Source organism: Roseicyclus sediminis, from assembly GCF_025515305.1.
GTDB classification, from domain to species: Bacteria; Pseudomonadota; Alphaproteobacteria; order Rhodobacterales; family Rhodobacteraceae; genus Roseibacterium; species Roseibacterium sediminis.
On record NZ_JAOPHT010000011.1, the window covers coordinates 57517 to 75971 of the forward strand.

Annotated in this window: 16 protein-coding genes; 7 read left to right on the top strand and 9 right to left on the bottom strand. The window is 68.0% G+C overall.

Annotated features, from left to right (window positions below; genetic code table 11):
* Positions 1 to 12: 12 nt before the first annotated feature.
* Positions 13 to 1251 carry an aspartate kinase gene (locus N8I71_RS14050; protein WP_262878640.1) on the bottom strand — a complete coding sequence of 413 codons (1239 nt, stop codon included), beginning with the start codon at positions 1249 to 1251 and terminating at the stop codon, positions 13 to 15.
* 150 nt (positions 1252 to 1401) lie between these two features.
* Positions 1402 to 2043, bottom strand: a complete 642-nt coding sequence (locus N8I71_RS14055) for an SDR family oxidoreductase (RefSeq protein ID WP_262878641.1) — start codon at positions 2041 to 2043, stop codon at positions 1402 to 1404.
* A 102-nt stretch (positions 2044 to 2145) separates the two neighbouring features.
* Here N8I71_RS14055 and N8I71_RS14060 point away from each other — a divergent pair, with 102 nt between their 5' ends.
* On the top strand, positions 2146 to 3117 hold the full coding sequence (locus N8I71_RS14060; RefSeq protein ID WP_262878642.1) for a threonine dehydratase: 972 nt from the start codon (positions 2146 to 2148) through the stop codon (positions 3115 to 3117).
* Positions 3118 to 3218: 101 nt separating this feature from the next.
* Here N8I71_RS14060 and N8I71_RS14065 read toward each other — a convergent pair whose 3' ends face one another.
* Genes N8I71_RS14065 through glmU form a run of 4 tightly spaced genes read right to left on the bottom strand, consistent with a single transcriptional unit; the run spans position 3219 to position 7703 of the window.
* Positions 3219 to 3920, bottom strand: coding sequence for a DNA alkylation repair protein (locus tag N8I71_RS14065; RefSeq protein WP_262878643.1), 702 nt, complete (start codon positions 3918 to 3920; stop codon positions 3219 to 3221).
* On the bottom strand, positions 3917 to 4513 hold the full coding sequence (locus tag N8I71_RS14070) for a GNAT family N-acetyltransferase (RefSeq protein WP_262878644.1): 597 nt from the start codon (positions 4511 to 4513) through the stop codon (positions 3917 to 3919). Before N8I71_RS14070 ends, N8I71_RS14065 begins: the two co-directional genes overlap by 4 nt.
* Complete coding sequence (glmS, locus tag N8I71_RS14075; protein ID WP_262878645.1) at positions 4510 to 6321, bottom strand: glutamine--fructose-6-phosphate transaminase (isomerizing); 1812 nt, start codon at positions 6319 to 6321, stop codon at positions 4510 to 4512. The genes N8I71_RS14070 and glmS overlap by 4 nt, the downstream gene beginning before the upstream one ends.
* A gap of 5 nt (positions 6322 to 6326) precedes the next feature.
* Positions 6327 to 7703 (bottom strand): bifunctional UDP-N-acetylglucosamine diphosphorylase/glucosamine-1-phosphate N-acetyltransferase GlmU, encoded by a 1377-nt coding sequence (gene glmU / locus N8I71_RS14080; RefSeq protein ID WP_262878646.1) that lies wholly within the window; start codon positions 7701 to 7703, stop codon positions 6327 to 6329.
* Between the two features lie 146 nt (positions 7704 to 7849).
* On the opposite strand from glmU, the gene N8I71_RS14085 reads away from it, so the two are divergent.
* Positions 7850 to 8518, top strand: coding sequence for an HAD-IA family hydrolase (locus tag N8I71_RS14085; RefSeq protein ID WP_262878647.1), 669 nt, complete (start codon positions 7850 to 7852; stop codon positions 8516 to 8518).
* A gap of 40 nt (positions 8519 to 8558) precedes the next feature.
* The gene (locus N8I71_RS14090; protein ID WP_262878648.1) at positions 8559 to 9767 is read left to right on the top strand and encodes a DegT/DnrJ/EryC1/StrS family aminotransferase; all 1209 of its coding nucleotides are present in this window, start codon (positions 8559 to 8561) and stop codon (positions 9765 to 9767) included.
* A 48-nt stretch (positions 9768 to 9815) separates the two neighbouring features.
* On the opposite strand, the gene N8I71_RS14095 is transcribed toward N8I71_RS14090, so the two are convergent.
* Positions 9816 to 11459, bottom strand: a complete 1644-nt coding sequence (locus N8I71_RS14095) for a CTP synthase (RefSeq protein ID WP_262878649.1) — start codon at positions 11457 to 11459, stop codon at positions 9816 to 9818.
* A 180-nt stretch (positions 11460 to 11639) separates the two neighbouring features.
* Complete coding sequence (gene secG, locus N8I71_RS14100) at positions 11640 to 11999, bottom strand: preprotein translocase subunit SecG (RefSeq protein WP_262878650.1); 360 nt, start codon at positions 11997 to 11999, stop codon at positions 11640 to 11642.
* Positions 12000 to 12361: 362 nt separating this feature from the next.
* On the opposite strand from secG, the gene N8I71_RS14105 reads away from it, so the two are divergent.
* On the top strand, positions 12362 to 13654 hold the full coding sequence (locus N8I71_RS14105; RefSeq protein WP_262878651.1) for an adenylosuccinate synthase: 1293 nt from the start codon (positions 12362 to 12364) through the stop codon (positions 13652 to 13654).
* 37 nt (positions 13655 to 13691) lie between these two features.
* On the top strand, positions 13692 to 13940 hold the full coding sequence (locus N8I71_RS14110) for a DUF2842 domain-containing protein (RefSeq protein WP_262878652.1): 249 nt from the start codon (positions 13692 to 13694) through the stop codon (positions 13938 to 13940).
* Positions 13941 to 13964: 24 nt separating this feature from the next.
* Here N8I71_RS14110 and N8I71_RS14115 read toward each other — a convergent pair whose 3' ends face one another.
* Positions 13965 to 16709 carry a hypothetical protein gene (locus N8I71_RS14115; protein WP_262878653.1) on the bottom strand — a complete coding sequence of 915 codons (2745 nt, stop codon included), beginning with the start codon at positions 16707 to 16709 and terminating at the stop codon, positions 13965 to 13967.
* A gap of 131 nt (positions 16710 to 16840) precedes the next feature.
* Between N8I71_RS14115 and N8I71_RS14120 the strand changes: the two genes are divergently transcribed.
* Complete coding sequence (locus tag N8I71_RS14120; protein ID WP_316249253.1) at positions 16841 to 17548, top strand: thiamine diphosphokinase; 708 nt, start codon at positions 16841 to 16843, stop codon at positions 17546 to 17548.
* Positions 17549 to 17619: 71 nt separating this feature from the next.
* Positions 17620 to 18408, top strand: coding sequence for a ribose-5-phosphate isomerase RpiA (gene rpiA / locus N8I71_RS14125; protein WP_262878654.1), 789 nt, complete (start codon positions 17620 to 17622; stop codon positions 18406 to 18408).
* Positions 18409 to 18455 lie beyond the last annotated feature (47 nt).

Consider the following 18455-nt stretch of genomic DNA (forward strand, 5'->3'; position numbering starts at 1 on the left):
GGGCGGCGGATCTCACGCCGCCCGGTCGAGCCCGAAGGCGTCGTGCAGCGCCTGCACGGCCAGTTCCATGTACTTCCGGTCGATCAGCACGCTGACCTTGATCTCGGAGGTCGTGATCACCTTGATGTTGATCCCCTCGTCGCGCAGCGTCTTGAACATCTTGGCCGCGACGCCCGCGTGGCTCCGCATCCCGATGCCGACGATCGAAACCTTGGCGACGTCTGTATCCGCCACGATCCCCCCGAAATCGACCTCGCCGCGTGCCTTGGCATCGGCCAGCGCCTTCTCGGCCCGCTTCACCTCGTTCACCGGGCAGGAGAAGGTCATGTCGGTCATGCCCTCCTCCGAGATGTTCTGCACGATCATGTCGACATTGACCCCCGCCTCGGCGAGCGGCCCGAAGATCGCCGCGGCGATGCCGGGGCGGTCCTCGACGTCCGTCAGCGTCAGCTTCGCCTCGTCGCGCGAATAGGCCACACCGGCCACGACATTGCTTTCCACGATGTCCTCCTCGGCGCAGACCAGCGTGCCCGCGCTCTCGTCGGGTTCCTCGAAGCTCGAGAGCACCCGCAGTTTCACCTTGTAGCGCATGGCCAGTTCGACCGATCGCGTCTGCAGCACCTTCGCGCCGAGCGAGGCCAGCTCCAGCATCTCCTCGAAGGCGATCCGCTCAAGCTTGCGGGCCTTCGACGTGATCCGCGGGTCGGTCGTGTAGACCCCGTCCACATCCGTGTAGATGTCGCAGCGCTCGGCCCCGAAGGCGGCGGCGAAAGCCACCGCGGTGGTATCCGATCCGCCGCGTCCCAGCGTCGTGATCCGGCCTTCGGGGCTGATCCCCTGGAAGCCCGCGACGATGGCCACCCGCATGCCTTCGGCGAACTTCGCCATGATGTTCTCGGGCGGGATCGCCTCGATCCGGGCCGAGGCATGGGCCGAGGTCGTCTGCACCGGCACCTGCCAGCCCTGCCAGGACCGCGCGGGCACGTCCATCTCCTGCAGCGTCAGCGCCATCAGGCCGGCGGTCACGTTCTCGCCCGAGGAGACCACGGCATCGTATTCCCGAGCGTCGAAGAGCGGCGAGGTCTCCTCGACCCAGCCCACGAGTTCGTTCGTCTTGCCCGCCATGGCCGAGACGATCACGATCACGTCGTAGCCGTTGGCGACCTCGCGCCCGACACGCTTTGCGGCCCGTCGGATGCGGTCGAGCGTGGCGACGGACGTGCCGCCGAACTTCATCACGAGAATGGGCATCTGGCCCCCGGTCCTTCGCCTTGCCGCCCACGGATCGCCTCCGGGCGGGATCGCCGCGCCTCTTACGGCCCGCGGCCCCGTGCCGCAAGGCCCGTCATGTCGCGCGGCCCCTCCTTCATCTTTCCCCAAATACGCATCGCGACGCCGCGGTCAGAACGGATGTTCACGTCCGTCCCAGGTCAGGAACTCTCCCGTCGTCGCGGCCGACAGAGCGTCGAACCGCGCCACGAGGCCCTCGACGCTTTCACTGAGCGTGATGTCGGCCTCCGATCCACCCATGTCCGTCCGGACCCAGCCGGGGTGGTAGATGCCCACCGCGATGCCGCGCGGGGCGAGGTCGCGGGCGAGGTTCCGCCCCAGGTTGGTCGCCGCCGCCTTCGAGGCACGGTAGATGTAGCTTCCCCCGTTCGCCCGCATGTTCGACCCCATCTGGCTCGACACGATGGCGATCTTCGGTGCCGAGGCGCGGGACAGATGCGGGAGGAACGCCTGCACCGTCAGGAAAACCCCCGTCACGTTGACCGCGAAGGTGCGCGCCCAGAGGTCCGCCCCGAACCCGTCCTCCAGCCGCTCGCCCTTGTCCTGATAGATGCCCGCATTGCAGACGAGGAGGTCGAGCGTCCGGTCCGCCAGACCTTCCGCCAGCGCCGCGACGGAGGCCGGGTCGGTCACGTCGACGGCCGCGTCGCCGCCTGTGCGGGCCGCCGCGATCACGTCCTGGCCGCGCGCGCGGTAGGCTTCGGCCAGTCCCGCGCCGATCCCGCGATTGGCCCCGGTGATGAGAATGGTCATGTGCGCCTCCGTTGTTCGCTTCCCGGGCTAGGCGTTCGCGGCCGGGCTTGCAAGCATGCCCGGCCCGCGCGAGGCTTGGGCCGCGCCCTGAAGGAGACGGACATGCAATTCACCAAGGACGAGCTCGAGGCCGCCCATGCCCTCGTCACCGCCACGATGTTTCCAACGCCGCAGCATGCATGGCCGCTCCTGGCCGAGCGCGTCGGCGCCGAGGTGTTCGTGAAGCACGAGAACCACACCCCCACCGGCTCGTTCAAGGTGCGCGGCGCGCTGACCTTCATCGACTGGCTGACGCGGACGCACCCGGAGGTGACAGGTATCTGCACCGCGACGCGCGGCAACCACGGGCAGGGACAGGCCTGGGCCGCGACCAGGGCGGGGCTGACGGCGAAGGTCTACGTGCCGCGCGGCAATTCGGTCGAGAAGAATTCCGCGATGCGGGCCTTCGGGGCCGAGCTGATCGAGTTCGGCGAGGATTTCGACACCGCGCGGGAGGAAGCCTACCGCGTCGCGGCCGAGGAGAACCTGTTCATCGTGCCGCCTTTCCACCGCGAGCTTGTCCGGGGTGTGGCGACCTATGGCTACGAGCTCTTCACCGCCGTGCCGGACCTCGATGCGGTCTATGTGCCCATCGGCTGCGGCTCGGGCATCTGCGGCACCATCGCCGCCCGCGACGCGCTGGGCGCCAAGGCCGAGGTGATCGGCGTCGTCTCGGAGAACGCGCCGACCGCCAAGCTTTCGGTCGAGGCCGGGCGCCCGATCGAGACCGACAGCGCCCGCACCTTCGCCGACGGCATGGCGGTCCGCGTGCCCGTTCCGGAGGCACTGGCGATCTACGGGGAAAAGGCCGCGCGCATCCTGACCGTGTCGGACGCCGAGGTCGCCGGAGCGATCCGCGCCTACTACACCGACACCCACAACCTCGCCGAGGGGGCGGGGGCGGCGCCGTTGGCGGCCCTGATACGGGAACGCGACCGGATGCAGGGCAAGAAGGTCGCGGTCATCCTTTGCGGCGGAAACATCGACCAGGAGTGGTTCGTGACCGTGCTCGAGGGGGGCGTGCCGGCGGTTTGATCCGGTCGGCGCGCCATGCGCGCCGACCGGAGCGAGAGGGCTCTGCCCCCTCGCGCTCCCCCGGCGTATTTTGGGAAAGATGAAGAGGCGGCGGGGTGGTGTCAGGCCGTCGGGGCGGTGTCCTCGCCGAGGTGCCGGGCGGCTTCCTTCCGGGCCCAGGGCTTCAGCCGCGGGCCATTCGTCTGCAGGAACGCCTGCGCGCGGCTTCTGTCCTTCTTCGAAAGGTCCCGCACCCACCAGGCGACCGCCTTCTGGATGAACCAGTCGGGGTCCTCCGCGTAGCCCGCGCACCAGCCCAGGATGCGGTCGCGCGCGGCCTCCTCCGCGGGCCTGGGGTGGCGCGACTTCGTGAAGGGGAGCGTGAAGACCAGCGCCGCGCGGCGCGTCCACATGTGGTCCGAGCGTGTCCAGCCCTCGATCTCGTCAAGGCGGGCCGGGTCGGCCACCACTCGCTTCTGGCCGGCCTGTGCCACGGCGTCGGCGATGGCCCAGCTGTCGAACTCCGGCACGAAGCCCGTGAGGCAGGCCCAGGCCGGTCCGTCGTCGGGACGGATGCGGGCCTGCAGGAAGAGCTTTCCCGCCGCGATGCGCGCCTCGTAGACATCGCTTGCCCAGAGGTCGCGGGCCAGCGCCACGCGCTCGTCGAGGGACAGGGCCTTGCGCCATGCCGTCGCGAGATCCGTCACCGCCGCATTGGACAGGCCAAGATAGGGCCGGTCGACCTTGTGATAGGCCGCCATCCCCTCGGCCCGCTCCGGGTCGGCCAGGGCGCGGAGCGCCGCGAGTGCCCCCTCGCCCGTCACCGCGGCCGCGCGAGTTGCCAGTCGAGATGGGCGCGCACCGACGGCCAGTCGGACGCCGTGATCGAATAGACCGCGGTGTCGCGGATCGTGCCGTTCGGCAGGCGCATGTGTGCGCGCAGGATACCGTCGAGCTGCGCGCCCAGCCGCTCGATCGCGCGGCGCGACTGGGCGTTGAGGCGGTGCGTCCGGAACTCGACCGCCAGGCAGCCCCAGACCTCGAAGGCGTGCGCCAGCATCAGGCGCTTGGCCTCGGTGTTGAGGGGGCCGCGCTGCGCCGAGGGCGCGATCCAGGTCGAGCCGATCTCGACGCGCGGTGTCGCGTGGTCGATATGCATGAACGTCGTCATGCCGACAGGCCGGCCGCCTGCATCGCAGGTCGCGAAGGGGATCATCGAGCCGAGGTCGCGCAGTTTCAGGCGGCGGGCGATCTCGGCGTTCATGCCTTGGGGTGACGGCACCGAGGTGTACCAGAGCTCGTGCAGGCCACCCTCCGCGCTTGCGTGCGAGAGTGCCGCGGCATGGCCCGGATCCAGCGGCACAAGCGTCACGTGCCGGCCCGACAGGCGCAGGTCCGGCGGGCCCAGGCGGCTCATTCGACGGTGACCGACTTCGCCAGGTTGCGCGGCTGGTCCACGTCGGTCCCCTTGTGGAGCGCGGTGTGATACGCGATCAGCTGCGCCGGCACCGCGTAAAGAAGCGGCGCGAGGATCGGGTCGACCTTCGGCATGACCAGAGTCTCCCAGACGCCGTGTCCCGCCGCCTCGATGCCCTCCGCATCACTGACGAGCCAGACCAGACCGTCGCGGGCCATGACTTCCTGCATGTTGGACACGGTCTTGTCGAACAAGGCGTCGCGCGGTGCGAGGACGATCACGGGGACGGATTTGTCCACCAGCGCGATGGGGCCGTGCTTCAGCTCGCCCGAGGCATAGCCCTCGGCGTGGATATAGCTGATTTCCTTCAGCTTCAGCGCGCCTTCGAGGGCCATCGGGAACATGGGGCCACGGCCAAGGAACAGCACGGACTGCGCCTCGGCGATGCGCCCCGTGACCGTGCGGATACGCTCCTCCAGCGCCAGCGCCTGGTTGATGAGACCCGGCAGGCTGCGCAGGGTGGTGACCAGTTCGGCCTCGCGCGCCTCGGTCAGGTGCCCGCGCTGGCGCCCCGCGAGGATCGCGAGGTTCGCCAGGGCGCCAAGCTGGTTCACGAAGGCCTTGGTCGAGGCGACGCCGATCTCCACGCCAGCGAGGATCGGAAGCGCCGCGTCGCTTTCGCGCGCGATGGAGCTTTCGGCGACGTTGACGATCGAGATGACCGACCGGGCCTTTTCCCGCGCGTAGCGCAGCGCGGCCAGCGTGTCGGCCGTCTCGCCGGACTGACTGACGAAGAGCGCCGTGGCGCGGTCCGAAACGGGCGGCTCGCGGTAGCGGAACTCGGACGCGATATCCACGTCGCAGGGCAGGCCGGCGAGTTGCTCGAACCAGTACTTCGCGACCTGGCAGGCATAGTGCGCCGTGCCGCAGGCCACCATGATCAGACGGTCCGTCCCGGCGAAGTCGATCTGGAAATCGGGCACGTCCACCCGGTCGCCCGATGCGTAATAGGAGAGGCATTCGGACAGGACCGTAGGCTGTTCGAAGATCTCCTTGGCCATGAAGTGCTTGTGCCCGGCCTTGTCGACCTGCGCGGCCTGCGCGGCGATGGCGCGGGTCTCGCGGTTGGCAAGCCGCCCTTCCACGTCATGGATTTCCACGCCCGCCCGGGTGACGAAGGCGTAGTCGCCCTCTTCGAGATAGGTGATGCGGTCGGTCAGCGGGCTGAGCGCGATGGCGTCCGAGCCCACGTACATCTCGCCGTCCCCGTGCCCGATGGCCAGCGGCGAGCCCTTGCGCGCCGCCACGATCAGGTCTTCCTCGCCCTCGAAGAGGAAGGCGAGCGCGAAGGCGCCCTCAAGGTGCTTCAGCGTCTCGGCGGCGGCCTCACGGGGGGACAATCCCTTTTCCATGAATGTCTCGCACAGGTGGGCGACCGTCTCGGTGTCGGTGTCGCTTTCGAAGCTGCGGCCCGGCATGCGCTCTTTCAGTTCGCGGAAATTCTCGATGATGCCGTTGTGGACGACGACGACCCGGCCCGCGAGGTGCGGGTGGGCGTTCTTCACCGTCGGCCCGCCATGGGTGGCCCAGCGGGTGTGGCCGATGCCGATGCGCCCCGCGAGCGGCTCGTAGACCAGAAGATCGGACAGGTTGTGCAGCTTGCCGACCGCGCGCCGCCGGTCGAGCGCGCCGTTCTGCACCGTCGCGATCCCCGCGCTGTCGTAGCCGCGATACTCGAGCCGCTTCAGCGCCTCCAGAAGGATCGGTGCGACCTCGTGGTCGGACAGTACCCCGATGATCCCGCACATGGGCCTTATCCTTTCCTGCTGCTCTTGATCGCGCGCAAACGTTCCATCAGCCGCACCGCAAGGCCGGGTTTGTTGACCTGCCTCGCGCGGGCAACGGCGAGCGCACCCTCGGGCACGTCCTCGGTGATGACCGAGCCCGAGGCGGTCATCGCCCGGTCGCCGACCGTGACAGGAGCGACCAGCATCGTGTCAGACCCGATGAAGGCATGCCGTCCGACGACCGTCCGGTGCTTCATCACGCCGTCGTAGTTGCACGTCACGGTGCCCGCGCCGACGTTCGTGCCCTCGCCGATGTCTGCATCGCCGATGTAGCTCAGGTGATTGACCTTCGCGCCCTCGCCGATGGTGGCGGACTTCACCTCGACGAAATTGCCGATCCGCGCGTCGTTGCCGATCTCGGCATCCGGGCGCAGGCGGGCATAGGGGCCGACGACCGCGCCGGCCGAGACATGGCAGCCTTCCAGATGCGAAAATGCACGGATGCGCGCCCCGCTCTCGACCGTGACGCCTGGACCGAAGACCACGTGGGGCTCCACCACCGCGTCGCGTCCGATGACGGTGTCGGCCGACAGGATCACGCTGTCGGGCCAGGTCATCGTGACGCCGTTTTCCATTGCTTCCGCCCGCAGGAGAGACTGCAGATGCGCCTCGGCGCCGGCCAGTTCCGCGCGCGAGTTGATTCCGAGCGTTTCGGCCTCGTCGCAAAGGATGGCGGTCGCCGAAAGACCCTCGGCGACGGCAAGTTCCACGAGGTCGGTCAGGTAGTATTCCCCCGCCGCGTTATGCGGCCGGACGCGTGACAGGAGGTCGGTCAGCACACCGGCATCTGCGGCCAGAAGACCGGAATTGCAGAGCGTGATCGACAGTTCCTCCGCCGTCGCATCCTTGGCCTCGACGATCCGCAGCAGCCGGTCGCCCTCGGTCACGAGGCGGCCGTAGCGGCCCGGCTCGGCGGCCTCGAAGCCAAGCACGACCACGTCGTGATCGGCCCGCGCGGCGCGCATCCGTGCCAGCGTGTCCTGCGAAACGAACGGGGTGTCGGCATAAAGCACCACGGCGTCGCCGGCGAACCCCTCGAGCGCGGGCGCGGCCTGCAGAACGGCATGGCCCGTGCCCTTCTGTTCCTCCTGCCGGACACAGACCGCGGCGGGTTCGAGCCCGGCGACGGCTTCCTCGACTTCATCGGCGCCATGTCCCGTCACGACGACGATGCGCGAGGGCTCCAGCTCGCGGCCCGCCATCAGCGCGTGACCGATCAGCGGCAGACCGCCCAGCGGATGCAGCGGTTTGGGCAGATCGGAGTTCATGCGTGTGCCCGCGCCCGCGGCCAGCACGACGAGGGCGACGGGAACGGCTTCGGTGCTTGCGGCGCTGTGGCCCATGAAAGCGGCTTTCCCTCGTTTTCCGGCCGTCCTAACAAGGGGATGGACGCCCGGCAATACAGGGTTCGGTCACTTTGGCCGACAGGGTGTTTCAGCAGATGCGCGGAACGTTGCCGATTCCGCGCCCATGGTTGGAAAGCGGGTGGATGCGACGCACGGCGATCTTCGATCTCGACGGCACGCTGGCGGACACCGCGGGCGACCTCATCGCGGCGGCGAATGCGGCGCTGGTGGCCATGGAACTCGACCCTGCACTGGTGCATGGGCGTGACGACGCGACGGCCTTCCGGGGCGGCAGGGCGATGCTGGAACTCGCCGCGCAACGCCTCGGCCTGGGCGATGGCGCTGTCATCGTGGAGCGGGGTTATCCCCTGCTTCTGGAGGCCTACGGGGATGCCATCGATGTCCATACATACCTGTATCCAGGTGCCGTGGAAGCGGTGAAAAGGCTGCGAGACCAAGGGTTTGCCCTGGGGGTCTGCACCAACAAGCCCGAGGCGCTGGCGCTTCGGCTGCTGGACCGCTTCGACATCCTCGACCTGTTCGGTTCGGTGGTCGGCGCGGATACGCTTCCCCTGCGCAAGCCCGATGCCGCGCCCTATATCGCGGCCGTGGATCGGGCCGGCGGCGCTCTCTCGCGATCCTTCCTGCTCGGGGATACCGAGACCGACCGCAAGACCGCCCGGGCGGCGGGTGTGCCCTGCGCGCTCGTCACCTTCGGGCCGGGGGGGGATGTCGTGCGCGGCCTGGAGCCGGAGGCCCTGCTCGAGCATTTCGACGATCTGGACGCTGTCGCGGCGCAACTGCTTCCGTGAGCGCTTGACCGCGGTTCGAGGGGCGCGGATTGTGCGGACCATGGAAAAAACGGTCTTCAAAGGCAGCTTCACGCAGCAGGAGCCGATCCCCGAGGCGGCGATCGAGGCCGCCGTCGAGGTCATGCGCTCCGGGCGGCTCCATCGCTATAACCTCGCGCCGGGAGAGGCCGGGGAGGTCGCACTGCTGGAGGAGGAATTCGCCGCATTCACCGGAGCGAACTACTGCCTCGCCGTGGCCTCCGGCGGCTACGCCATGTCCTGCGCGCTCCGCGCGATGGGAGTGGGGCACGGCGACAAGGTGCTGTCGAACGGTTTCACCCTCGCGCCCGTTCCCGGCGCCATCGCGAGCGTCGGCGCGGACCCAGTGTTCGTCGAGACGACCGAGGCCCTGACGATCGACATCGACGATCTCGCGCTCAAGGCGGAAACCAGCGGCGCGCGTGTCCTGCTCCTCAGCCACATGCGCGGACATATCTGTGACATGGCCCGCCTGATGAGTGTCTGTGATGCGGCCGGCATCGACGTCGTCGAGGACTGCGCCCACACCATGGGCGCGGAGTGGGACGGGGTGCCCTCGGGCCGCCACGGGCGGGTCGGTTGCTACTCCACCCAGACCTACAAGCACATCAATTCCGGCGAGGGCGGGCTGATCGTGTCAGACGACGCGGAGCTCATGGCTCGTGCGATCATTTTGTCGGGAAGTTACATGCTTTATCCCCGGCACACGGCCAGACCCCCTGTGGATACGTTTGAAAATGTAAAGCTCACGACACCCAATGTGTCGGGCAGAATGGATCATCTGAGGGCCTCCATCCTGCGCGTGCAGCTGGCGGACCTCGCTGCGCAGGTCGACAGGTGGAACGCGCTTTACCGCACCGTGGAAGAGGGGCTTCGCAACACGCCCGGCCTCAAGATCGTGGAACGCGACCCGCGCGAACGCATCGTCGGTTCCTCGATCCAGTTCCTTTTGCCCGGGTTCTCGCCCGGGGAGATCGGGGCCGTCGTCGAGGCCTGCCGCCTGCGCGGTGTGGAGCTCAAATGGTTCGGCGCCGAGGAGCCGGTGGCCTTCACCTCACGCTATGACAGCTGGCGCTATGCCCCGGCCCAGCGTCTGCCCCGGACCGATGCGATCCTGGCCGGGCTCATGGACATGCGACTGCCCCTGACCTTCTCGGTTTCCGACGCCGGGCTGATCGCCGAGATCATCCGCGACGAGGTGCAGTCGGTGCATCGGCACGCGGCGGAGTGACGGCGTCCGCAACCGGGCCTTTCCCGAAAGCGGATGTCGCCGCACCTTTCAGACCAGTCGCGAGTTGTCTTTCGCCGCGCGGATGAAGTCGCGGAACAGGGGATGCGGTTCGAAGGGCTTCGACTTCAGCTCGGGGTGGAACTGCACGCCGATGAACCAGGGGTGGTCCTTCACCTCGACGATCTCGGGCAACCGCCCGTCCGGCGACATGCCCGAGAAGATCAGGCCCTGCTGCTCCAGCGCATCGCGGTACTTGATGTCCACCTCGTAGCGATGGCGGTGCCGTTCCTCGATCGCCGTGGTGCCGTAGACCTCGGCCACGCGCGAGCCCTCTTTCAGGACGGCATCATAGGCTCCGAGGCGCATCGTGCCGCCCTTGTCGTCATCGGCCTTGCGGGTCACCTTGTAGTTGCCCTGCACCCATTCCTTGAGGTGGTAAACAACGGGTGTAAAACGCTTTTTTCCCGCCTCGTGGTCGAATTCCTCGGACCCGGCATCGCCCAGGTCGGCCAGGTGGCGCGCCGCCTCGATCACCGCCATCTGCATGCCCAGGCAGATGCCGAGGTATGGCACGCTGCGGGTTCTCGCGAACTCGGCGGCCTTGATCTTGCCCTCCGTGCCCCGCTCGCCGAAACCGCCGGGCACCAGGATGGCGTCGAATTCCTCGAGATAAGGCGCCGGGTCCTCGCGCTCGAAGATCTCGGCATCGATCCAGTCGGCGATGACCTTGACGCGATTGGCCATCCCGCCATGGGTCAGCGCCTCGGCGATGGATTTGTAGGCGTCCTCGAGCTGCGTGTACTTGCCCACGATGGCGACGCGGACCTCGCCCTCGGGGTTGTTGATCCGGTCTGCCACATCCTCCCAGCGTGAGAGGTCGGGGCGCGGTGCCGGGCTGATCTGGAAGGCATCGAGCACCGCCTGGTCCAGCCCTTCGCGATGATAGGCCAGCGGTGCCTCGTAGATCGATGCGAGGTCCTGCGCCGCGATCACCGCTTCGGGCCGAACGTTGCAGAACAGCGCGAGTTTCTCGCGCTCCTTCAACGGGATCGGCCCTTCGGAGCGGCAGACGAGAATATCGGGGGCAAGACCGATCGAACGCAACTCCTTCACCGAGTGCTGCGTGGGCTTGGTCTTCAACTCTCCGCTCGCCTTGATGAAGGGCAGGAGGGTGAGGTGCATGAAGATGCACTGTCCGCGCGGTTTTTCCTGCGCGAACTGGCGGATCGCCTCGAAGAAGGGCAGCCCCTCGATATCGCCGACGGTGCCGCCGATCTCGCAGAGCATGAAGTCGACCTCGTCCTCGCCGATATGGATGAAGTCTTTGATTTCGTTGGTGACGTGCGGGATCACCTGGATCGTCTTGCCAAGGTAGTCGCCGCGCCGCTCCTTCTCGAGCACGTTGGAATAGATGCGCCCCGAGCTGACCGAATCCGTCTTGCGCGCCGCCACGCCCGTAAAGCGCTCGTAGTGCCCGAGGTCGAGGTCGGTTTCCGCCCCGTCGTCGGTCACGAAGACCTCGCCATGCTCGAAGGGCGACATCGTGCCGGGGTCGACGTTGAGGTAGGGATCGAGCTTTCTCAGCCGCACGGTATATCCGCGTGCCTGCAGCAACGCCCCGAGTGCGGCCGATGCCAGTCCCTTGCCAAGCGACGAGACCACCCCGCCGGTGATGAAGATGAAGCGCGCCATGTCGGACTGGTCTCCCCGTGTCAGGCCGTTTTCCGCTTTGGCCGGCCTGGTCAAAAATGCTCAACCACGGGATTTGAGAATATCAGGATTCGCACCGGGGCCGCAAGGCGCACCCGCTACATGATGTGAGTTTTCTGGCGAATTGCCCCAGATGTTTGAAGAATCCGGGGCTTTCCGGGGTCAGTCCGCGCGGGGCGGAAGGATCGGCGCATCGCTCGATGGCGGGGGAAGGAGGTCGCTTGCCGGCGGCAGGTCCGCTCCATCCTGCGCAGCCGGGGCGGTCTCTGCGCCGATCCGGTCGAGCACCGATTGTCCGGCCGAATTCTGCGCCGCGATGATTGTCAGCGTGATCGAGGTGGCGAGAAACGCGATGGCGAAGGCCCAGGTCAGCTTGCCGAGCGCGGTTGCCGCCTGACGGCCCGTCATGACGCCGCCGCCGCCGCCCATCCCGAGGCCGCCGCCCTCCGATCGCTGAAGCAGCACGACACCGATAAGGCAGATCGCGAGGATCAGGTGGACGACGAGAATGACGTTTTCCATCAGCGGGTCCCTGTTCAGGTGCCGAGCGTTTGCGGCTACTTATGAGATGCGACAGGCCGCCGCAAGCCCATGTCACTCAACCATAGGGCGAATCGGGCGGGGTCGCGCAAGCTTTTCCTTTCAAATGAAGGCTATTCCCGTCGCCAACAGCATGCGACAGCATACAATGAAGCCTTTCGCGGATCGCCCGCGCGGCACGATACCGTGCTTGCGGAAGCCGAATCGCGGCATCGACGAGCGGGACCGCACGGCGCGCCGGCCCCGGAGAAAGCGGTTTCTTCCCGCGACGCCGCCCGCTATAGCTCGCGGCGGTTTTCCGGCCCGAGGCGATGGTCCCCGGGCGATGGCGAGATGAGGCTGATATGGCGAATGTCGTGGTCGTCGGCGCGCAATGGGGCGACGAGGGCAAGGGAAAGATCGTCGACTGGCTGAGCGAGCGGGCGGATGTGATCTGCCGCTTTCAGGGCGGGCACAATGCCGGCCACACGCTGGTCATCGACGGCGAGGTCTACAAGCTCCACGCGCTGCCTTCGGGCGTGGTGCGCGGCGGCAAGCTCTCGGTCATCGGCAATGGCGTTGTCCTCGACCCGTGGCACCTCGTGAAGGAGATCGAGACGATCCGCGCGCAGGGCGTGGCGATCACGCCCGAAACCCTGATGATCGCCGAAAACACGCCCCTGATCCTGCCGTTTCATGGCGAGCTCGACCGCGCCCGTGAAGGACAGAACAGCGTCGCCAAGATCGGCACGACGGGCCGGGGCATCGGTCCGGCCTACGAGGACAAGGTCGGCCGCCGCGTGATCCGTGTCGCCGATCTCGCCGACGAGGCCACGCTCAGCCTGCGGGTCGACCGCGCGCTGGTGCATCACAACGCGCTGCGCTCGGGTCTTGGCCTCCCGGCCGTCGACCGCGATGCACTCATCGCCGAGCTTCAGGCGATCGCGCCGAAGATCCTGCCCTACGCCGCGCCGGTCTGGAAAGTGCTGGACGAGCGCCGCCGTGCGGGCAACCGCATCCTGTTCGAAGGGGCGCAGGGCGCGCTTCTCGACATCGATTTCGGCACCTATCCCTACGTCACCTCCTCGAACGTGATCGCGGGGCAGGCGGCGACCGGCGTGGGCCTCGGCCCCGGCGCCATCGACTATGTTCTGGGCATCGTGAAGGCCTACACGACCCGCGTGGGCGAGGGGCCTTTCCCGACCGAGCTTCATGACGCCGACGGTCAGCGCCTTGGCGAGCGGGGGCATGAATTCGGCACCACGACGGGGCGCAAGCGGCGCTGCGGCTGGTTCGACGCGGCGCTGGTGCGCCAGACCTGCGTGACCTCGGGCGTGAACGGCATCGCCCTGACCAAGCTCGACGTGCTCGACGGGTTCGACACGCTGAAGATCTGCACGGGCTACGAGCTCGATGGTGAAGTGCTCGACTACCTGCCGACGGCGGCAGACGCGCAGGCGCGCTGCATCCCGGTATACGAGGAGATGCCGGGCTGGTCGGACAGCACCGAGGGCGCGCGCAGCTGGGCGGACCTTCCGGCCGCCGCCATCAAGTACGTGCGCCGGATCGAGGAATTGATCCGCTGCCCGGTCGCCCTACTGTCCACCTCGCCCGAGCGGGACGACACGATCCTCGTGACCGATCCCTTCGCAGACTGACTGCGCATAGCGGGCGGAACGACAAGGAGGACCGGCGATGGCGCTGAGCTACAAGACACGGCGGAGGCTTTCGCTTCTCGTGCTGCTCGTGGGGCTGCCGGCCTACATCGCGATGGCCTGGTTCATCGTCAGCCTGTTCGAGCGGCCATCGGTCTTGGTCGAACTGATGGTCTACGTCGTGCTCGGCATCCTGTGGGCCTTGCCGCTCAAGGCCGTGTTCCTCGGCGTGGGGCAGGCCGATCCCGATGCCCCGAAACGCGAAGACGGCCCGTCGGGCCCGCAGTAGACAGATCGGCGCGGTCGAGCCGTCTCAGTCGGCGTCGCGGGCGGTCAGGCGATAGCGGCCGTTCGGGCTCTGCAACAGGACACCACGCTCGGACAAACCGGCGATCGCTGACATGGCCGCGTCGCGGCCGATGCTGTCGTCGGTCGCCATGCGCACCAGCCGGATAAGCTGTACGCGCTTGAAATCGCTCTGGCCGAGGTCACGGGTGATGTAGACCGCGCCCATCTCGACGACTTCCTCGATCTCGGTCGCGTCGCTGCTTTCGAGCATCGCGGCGAACCGGGTCACGAAATCAGGCAGGTCGCCATCCGACGCGGCGGGGGCCTGGGACGCTACGACCGGCGCGGCGTCCTCGGCGGGCGTTTCTTCGGCGCTGTCGGCAACCTGTTCGGCCGGCGCCTCTTCGGGCGTCTCCGACACGGCCTCTTCCGGGGTCGGAATGGGTTCTGCTTCGGGCGCTTCTTCCTGCTGCGCCGGTTCCGCGGCGGTGTCGCCGTTGCCGCGCACGATCAGGCCGGCGCGCTTGGCCAATTCAGCCAGCGACCTTGCGATCTTGCGGGGCGGTGCGGTCGGAACGGCGACGGCCGGCGCATGGCTGAAAGCACTGCCGCCAGCCCGCATCAGCCCGGGCATTTCTTCTTCGGCATAGGCGATGTCGCCGACCGTTGCCTCTTCCTCTTCGGCACTCACACGGCGGGGCCGGACCGTGCCGGTGGCCGCAAGCTGTTCCTCGCGGTCGATCCGCTGCTCGGAGACGAGCACGAGCGGGGCCGGACGGGTGTCGCGGCGGCGGCTGACATCGACGCGGACACGCGTCGGGCGCATGACGCGGGCGAGGTCGGCGCGGTATTCCGCCGTGGCGTCCACCGGCTCGTCGCTGTCGCGGACGCCCGCTTCGACAAGGCGGCGCTCGGCGACCCGTGCCGCTACGGCGGCCTTGAGGTGCTGGATGTTGGCGCGGCGGCGGCTGTTCTCGACATTCGCAAGACGGCTGTCCGTGGCGTCGAACAGGCGGTCCATGTCGCCGCTGTGGCCCGGGCCCATGCCGGCGCCAAGCCGGGCGGCCTTCTCGCTCGCCGCGGCATCGTCGACGTCGTCCTCGTCACGCTCGTCACCCTCGACAGCCGCCGTTTCACCGGTGGCGGACTCGTCCTCGTCGGCATCCCCGCGCGCGAGCGCGGCGAGTTCGGCCTGAAGCGCGGCTTCCTCGTCCTCGGGCAGGGCCGCTGCCGCCTCGCTTTGTGCGATGGCGTCCAGTTCGGCGCGGAGCGCGTCGTCTTCCGCATCGGCGGCTTCCGCTGTCTCCTCCTCGGAGAGGTCCTCGGGCGCGTGATCGATCCCGGCTTCGGGGCTGTCTTCGTCGCGGGCTTCGTCGGCCTCCACGTTCTCCTCGGCCAGCTCGGCGAGGATCCAGCCTTCCTCCAGGGCGGCGGGGGCGTCTTCGTCTTCTACCTCGTCGTCCTCATCGGCGGCGGCAACGGCCTCGTCCTCATCCGCGCCCCAACGCGGTTCGGCGAAGGCGAAAGGGCCGGCATCTTCTCCTGCCGCTTCGGTCTCGTCCAGATCCGCCTCGGCCTTTGCGGCTTCGCGGATACGGGCGAGCCGTGCGGCCACGGAATCGTCCTCGGTCTCGTCGGTCGTGTCGAGCAGCGCCTCGGGGGCGTCCTCGCTCCAGGCCGGGTCGGCACCGGCGAAGAACGCCTCGATGCTGTCCTCGCCCGCGATCTCGGCGATCTCGTCCGCCTCGTCTTCGGCGTCGTAGTCCTCGGGGCCGCGGTTCGCGGCGGCCATGGCGGCCGCGACGGCGATCAGCGTATCGGCGCCTTCGGCACCCGAGACGCCCGTCTCCACCTCGTCGTCCGCCTCGTCGGTGTCGATTGCCTCGATGCTGTCGGCGCCGAGCGGCGCCTCTTCGATCTCGGCCGCGTCCTCGGCTTCCGCGACGAACGCCTCGTCCTCGAGGTCCTCGTCGCTGGCCGATGCTTCGGCCTCCATCCCGGCGGCGCCTTCGCTCACCGTATCGGCAAGAAGGGCGGCCAGCGCGGCGTCCTCGACCTCGTCGCCGGCATCGGTCAGCGTGTCGCTCTCGGCAGGCTCGTCTTCCTCCGCGGTGTCGGCGAGGGTCGGCGCTTCCGCCTCGTCGCGCGCTTCGACGGCTTCCGGCTCGACCTCGGCCTCGTGTTCCGCGGTCGCTTCAGCCGTTTCCGCGGCCTCGATCTCCTCGACCAGGGCGGCCTCGTCCCCGGCGTCTTCCGTTTCCATTTCGGAAACGGTTTCAGCGGCGTCTTGATCCTCTGCCGCGGCCTCTTCGACCGTTTCGTCGCGTGCCTCGGTCTCTTCCTGGGGTCCGACGTCCTCGGCAGCCGATTCCTCGGCCGCGGTCACTTCGACGTCATCCTCGCCCGTCGATGCGGCTGCTTGGGTGGTTTCGGCTTCCGGGGTCTCGGCCTGCTCGGGCGCAGCCTGAGGTGCGGCCCGACCCATATCGGCTGCGGTCTCCGCGATGTCTTCCGAGGTTTCGGGACGCAGCAGGAGGCCATGCTTCATGATCCGCGCTTCGACGCGGCGCTGGATCGCGGCCTCGGTGATCCGGTGCAGCGTCTCGGTGTCGGGCGTCGGAGGTTCGGCCCCGAAGTAGCGGTCTTCGGCGGCAAGGTCGCGGAAATACTCGGCAATGGCCTTCATAGCGTTGAAGGGATCTTCAAAACCCTCCAACGTGCACGAGAACGTGCCGTAGGACACCGTAAGGATTTTGTTCGCGTCACCCATCTTTAACTTCACTCTGCCTTCGATCCACTCGCCCGGCCGATCGCCGGAGGTTATCACCTAGCCATTGCCCGCTCAAAACTGATTCCAGAAAAACGCGACGGGAATAGGGCCATTCGATGGAGATTGTCGCCGTGAACGGCCAGAAAATGCCACCGGAAAGACCTGTGGTCGCAGGCGCGCAGGCCGCCACCCTGCTCGGCGGCGGGGTGCTCGGCCCGCGCGATCTCGCCGAGGCGATGGCCGTCGCGCCGGTGCTCGTGGCCGCCGATGGGGGGGCGGACGCGGCCATTGCGGCGGGGATCGTGCCCCGCGCGGTGATCGGCGATCTCGACTCGCTTTCCGATGCGGCACGGGCCCGGCTGCCGGCCGATATCCTCTACCAGATCACCGAACAGGAAAGCACGGATTTCGACAAGGCCCTGCGCCGGCTCCAGGTTCCGCTGGTCCTGGCGGTCGGGTTCACCGGCGGGCGGCTCGACCATGAACTTGCGGTCTATCACACCCTCGCGACCCGGCCCGAACACCGCTGCATCGTCTTCGGCGGACTCGACATCGTGTTCCACGCGCCGCCGACGATCGAACTCGACCTGCCGCAAGGGACGCGGGTCTCCCTCTTTCCGATGGCGGGTGTGACCGGGCGCTCGCGCGGTCTGCTGTGGCCGATCGACGGGCTGGAGCTTCACCCAGCCCGCCGCATCGGCACGTCGAATGCGGCAACCGGCGGGACGGTCGAGATCGTGACCGACGGCCCCGGCCTTCTGATCATCCTGCCGCGAGAAACATTGCCCGCGGCGGTCGCCGCGCTTGGTGCGCGTCCGCGCGGGGCGGTGAACGTTTAGCCCTCGCACCCGGCGGCCGCCTTCGCTAAGAACGGGGCCGGATCACGCTGACAACAGAAACGGAGCCGAGTATGCCGGCCGAGCTTTCCCCCATCGACAAGGCGAAATACGTCGCCGCCCGCCGCGCCATCGAATACGTCGAAGACGGGATGCGCGTGGGGCTCGGGACCGGCTCGACGGCGGCCTGGATGGTGAAGTGCCTCGGCGAGGTCGTCCGCGAGGAAGGCCTGATGGTCACCACGGTCGCGACGTCGGTCCGCACCGCCGAGCTGGCCCGCAAGGTCGGTCTGCCGGTCGCGACGCTGGACGAGGTGCGCTGGCTCGACCTGACCATCGACGGCGCGGACGAATTCGATCCCGGCCTCAACCTCATCAAGGGCGGGGGCGGGGCGCTTCTGCACGAGAAGATCGTGGCGACGGCCTCGGACCAGATGGTGGTGATCGCCGACCGCACCAAGCAGGTGGACCGGCTGGGCGCCTTCCCGCTTCCGGTCGAGATCATTCCCTTCGGCTGGCAGACCACCAAGGCGCTGGTCGAGGAGATCCTCGCCAATGTCGAGGTGCTGGGCCGCTCGGTCGCGATCCGCATGAACGGGTCCGAACCCTTCCGCTCGGACGAGGGCAACCTGATCCTCGACCTGCACCTGCGGCGGATCTCCAATCCCGCGCAGCTGAGCCTGGTTCTCAACCAGATCCCCGGCGTGGTGGAGAACGGCCTGTTCCTCGATATCTGCGACGTGGCGATCGTCGGCAACGCGGACGGCACGGTCGAACTGCACGACATCCACAGGGGCACGGTCGAGCAGGAGCGCGTGGACATCGTCGACGGTGACAATCTCTTCGTGGACATCGTCGACTGACACTGCGGCCAGTCCCTCGGGACGAGGACCGAAACGACGCAGGAGGA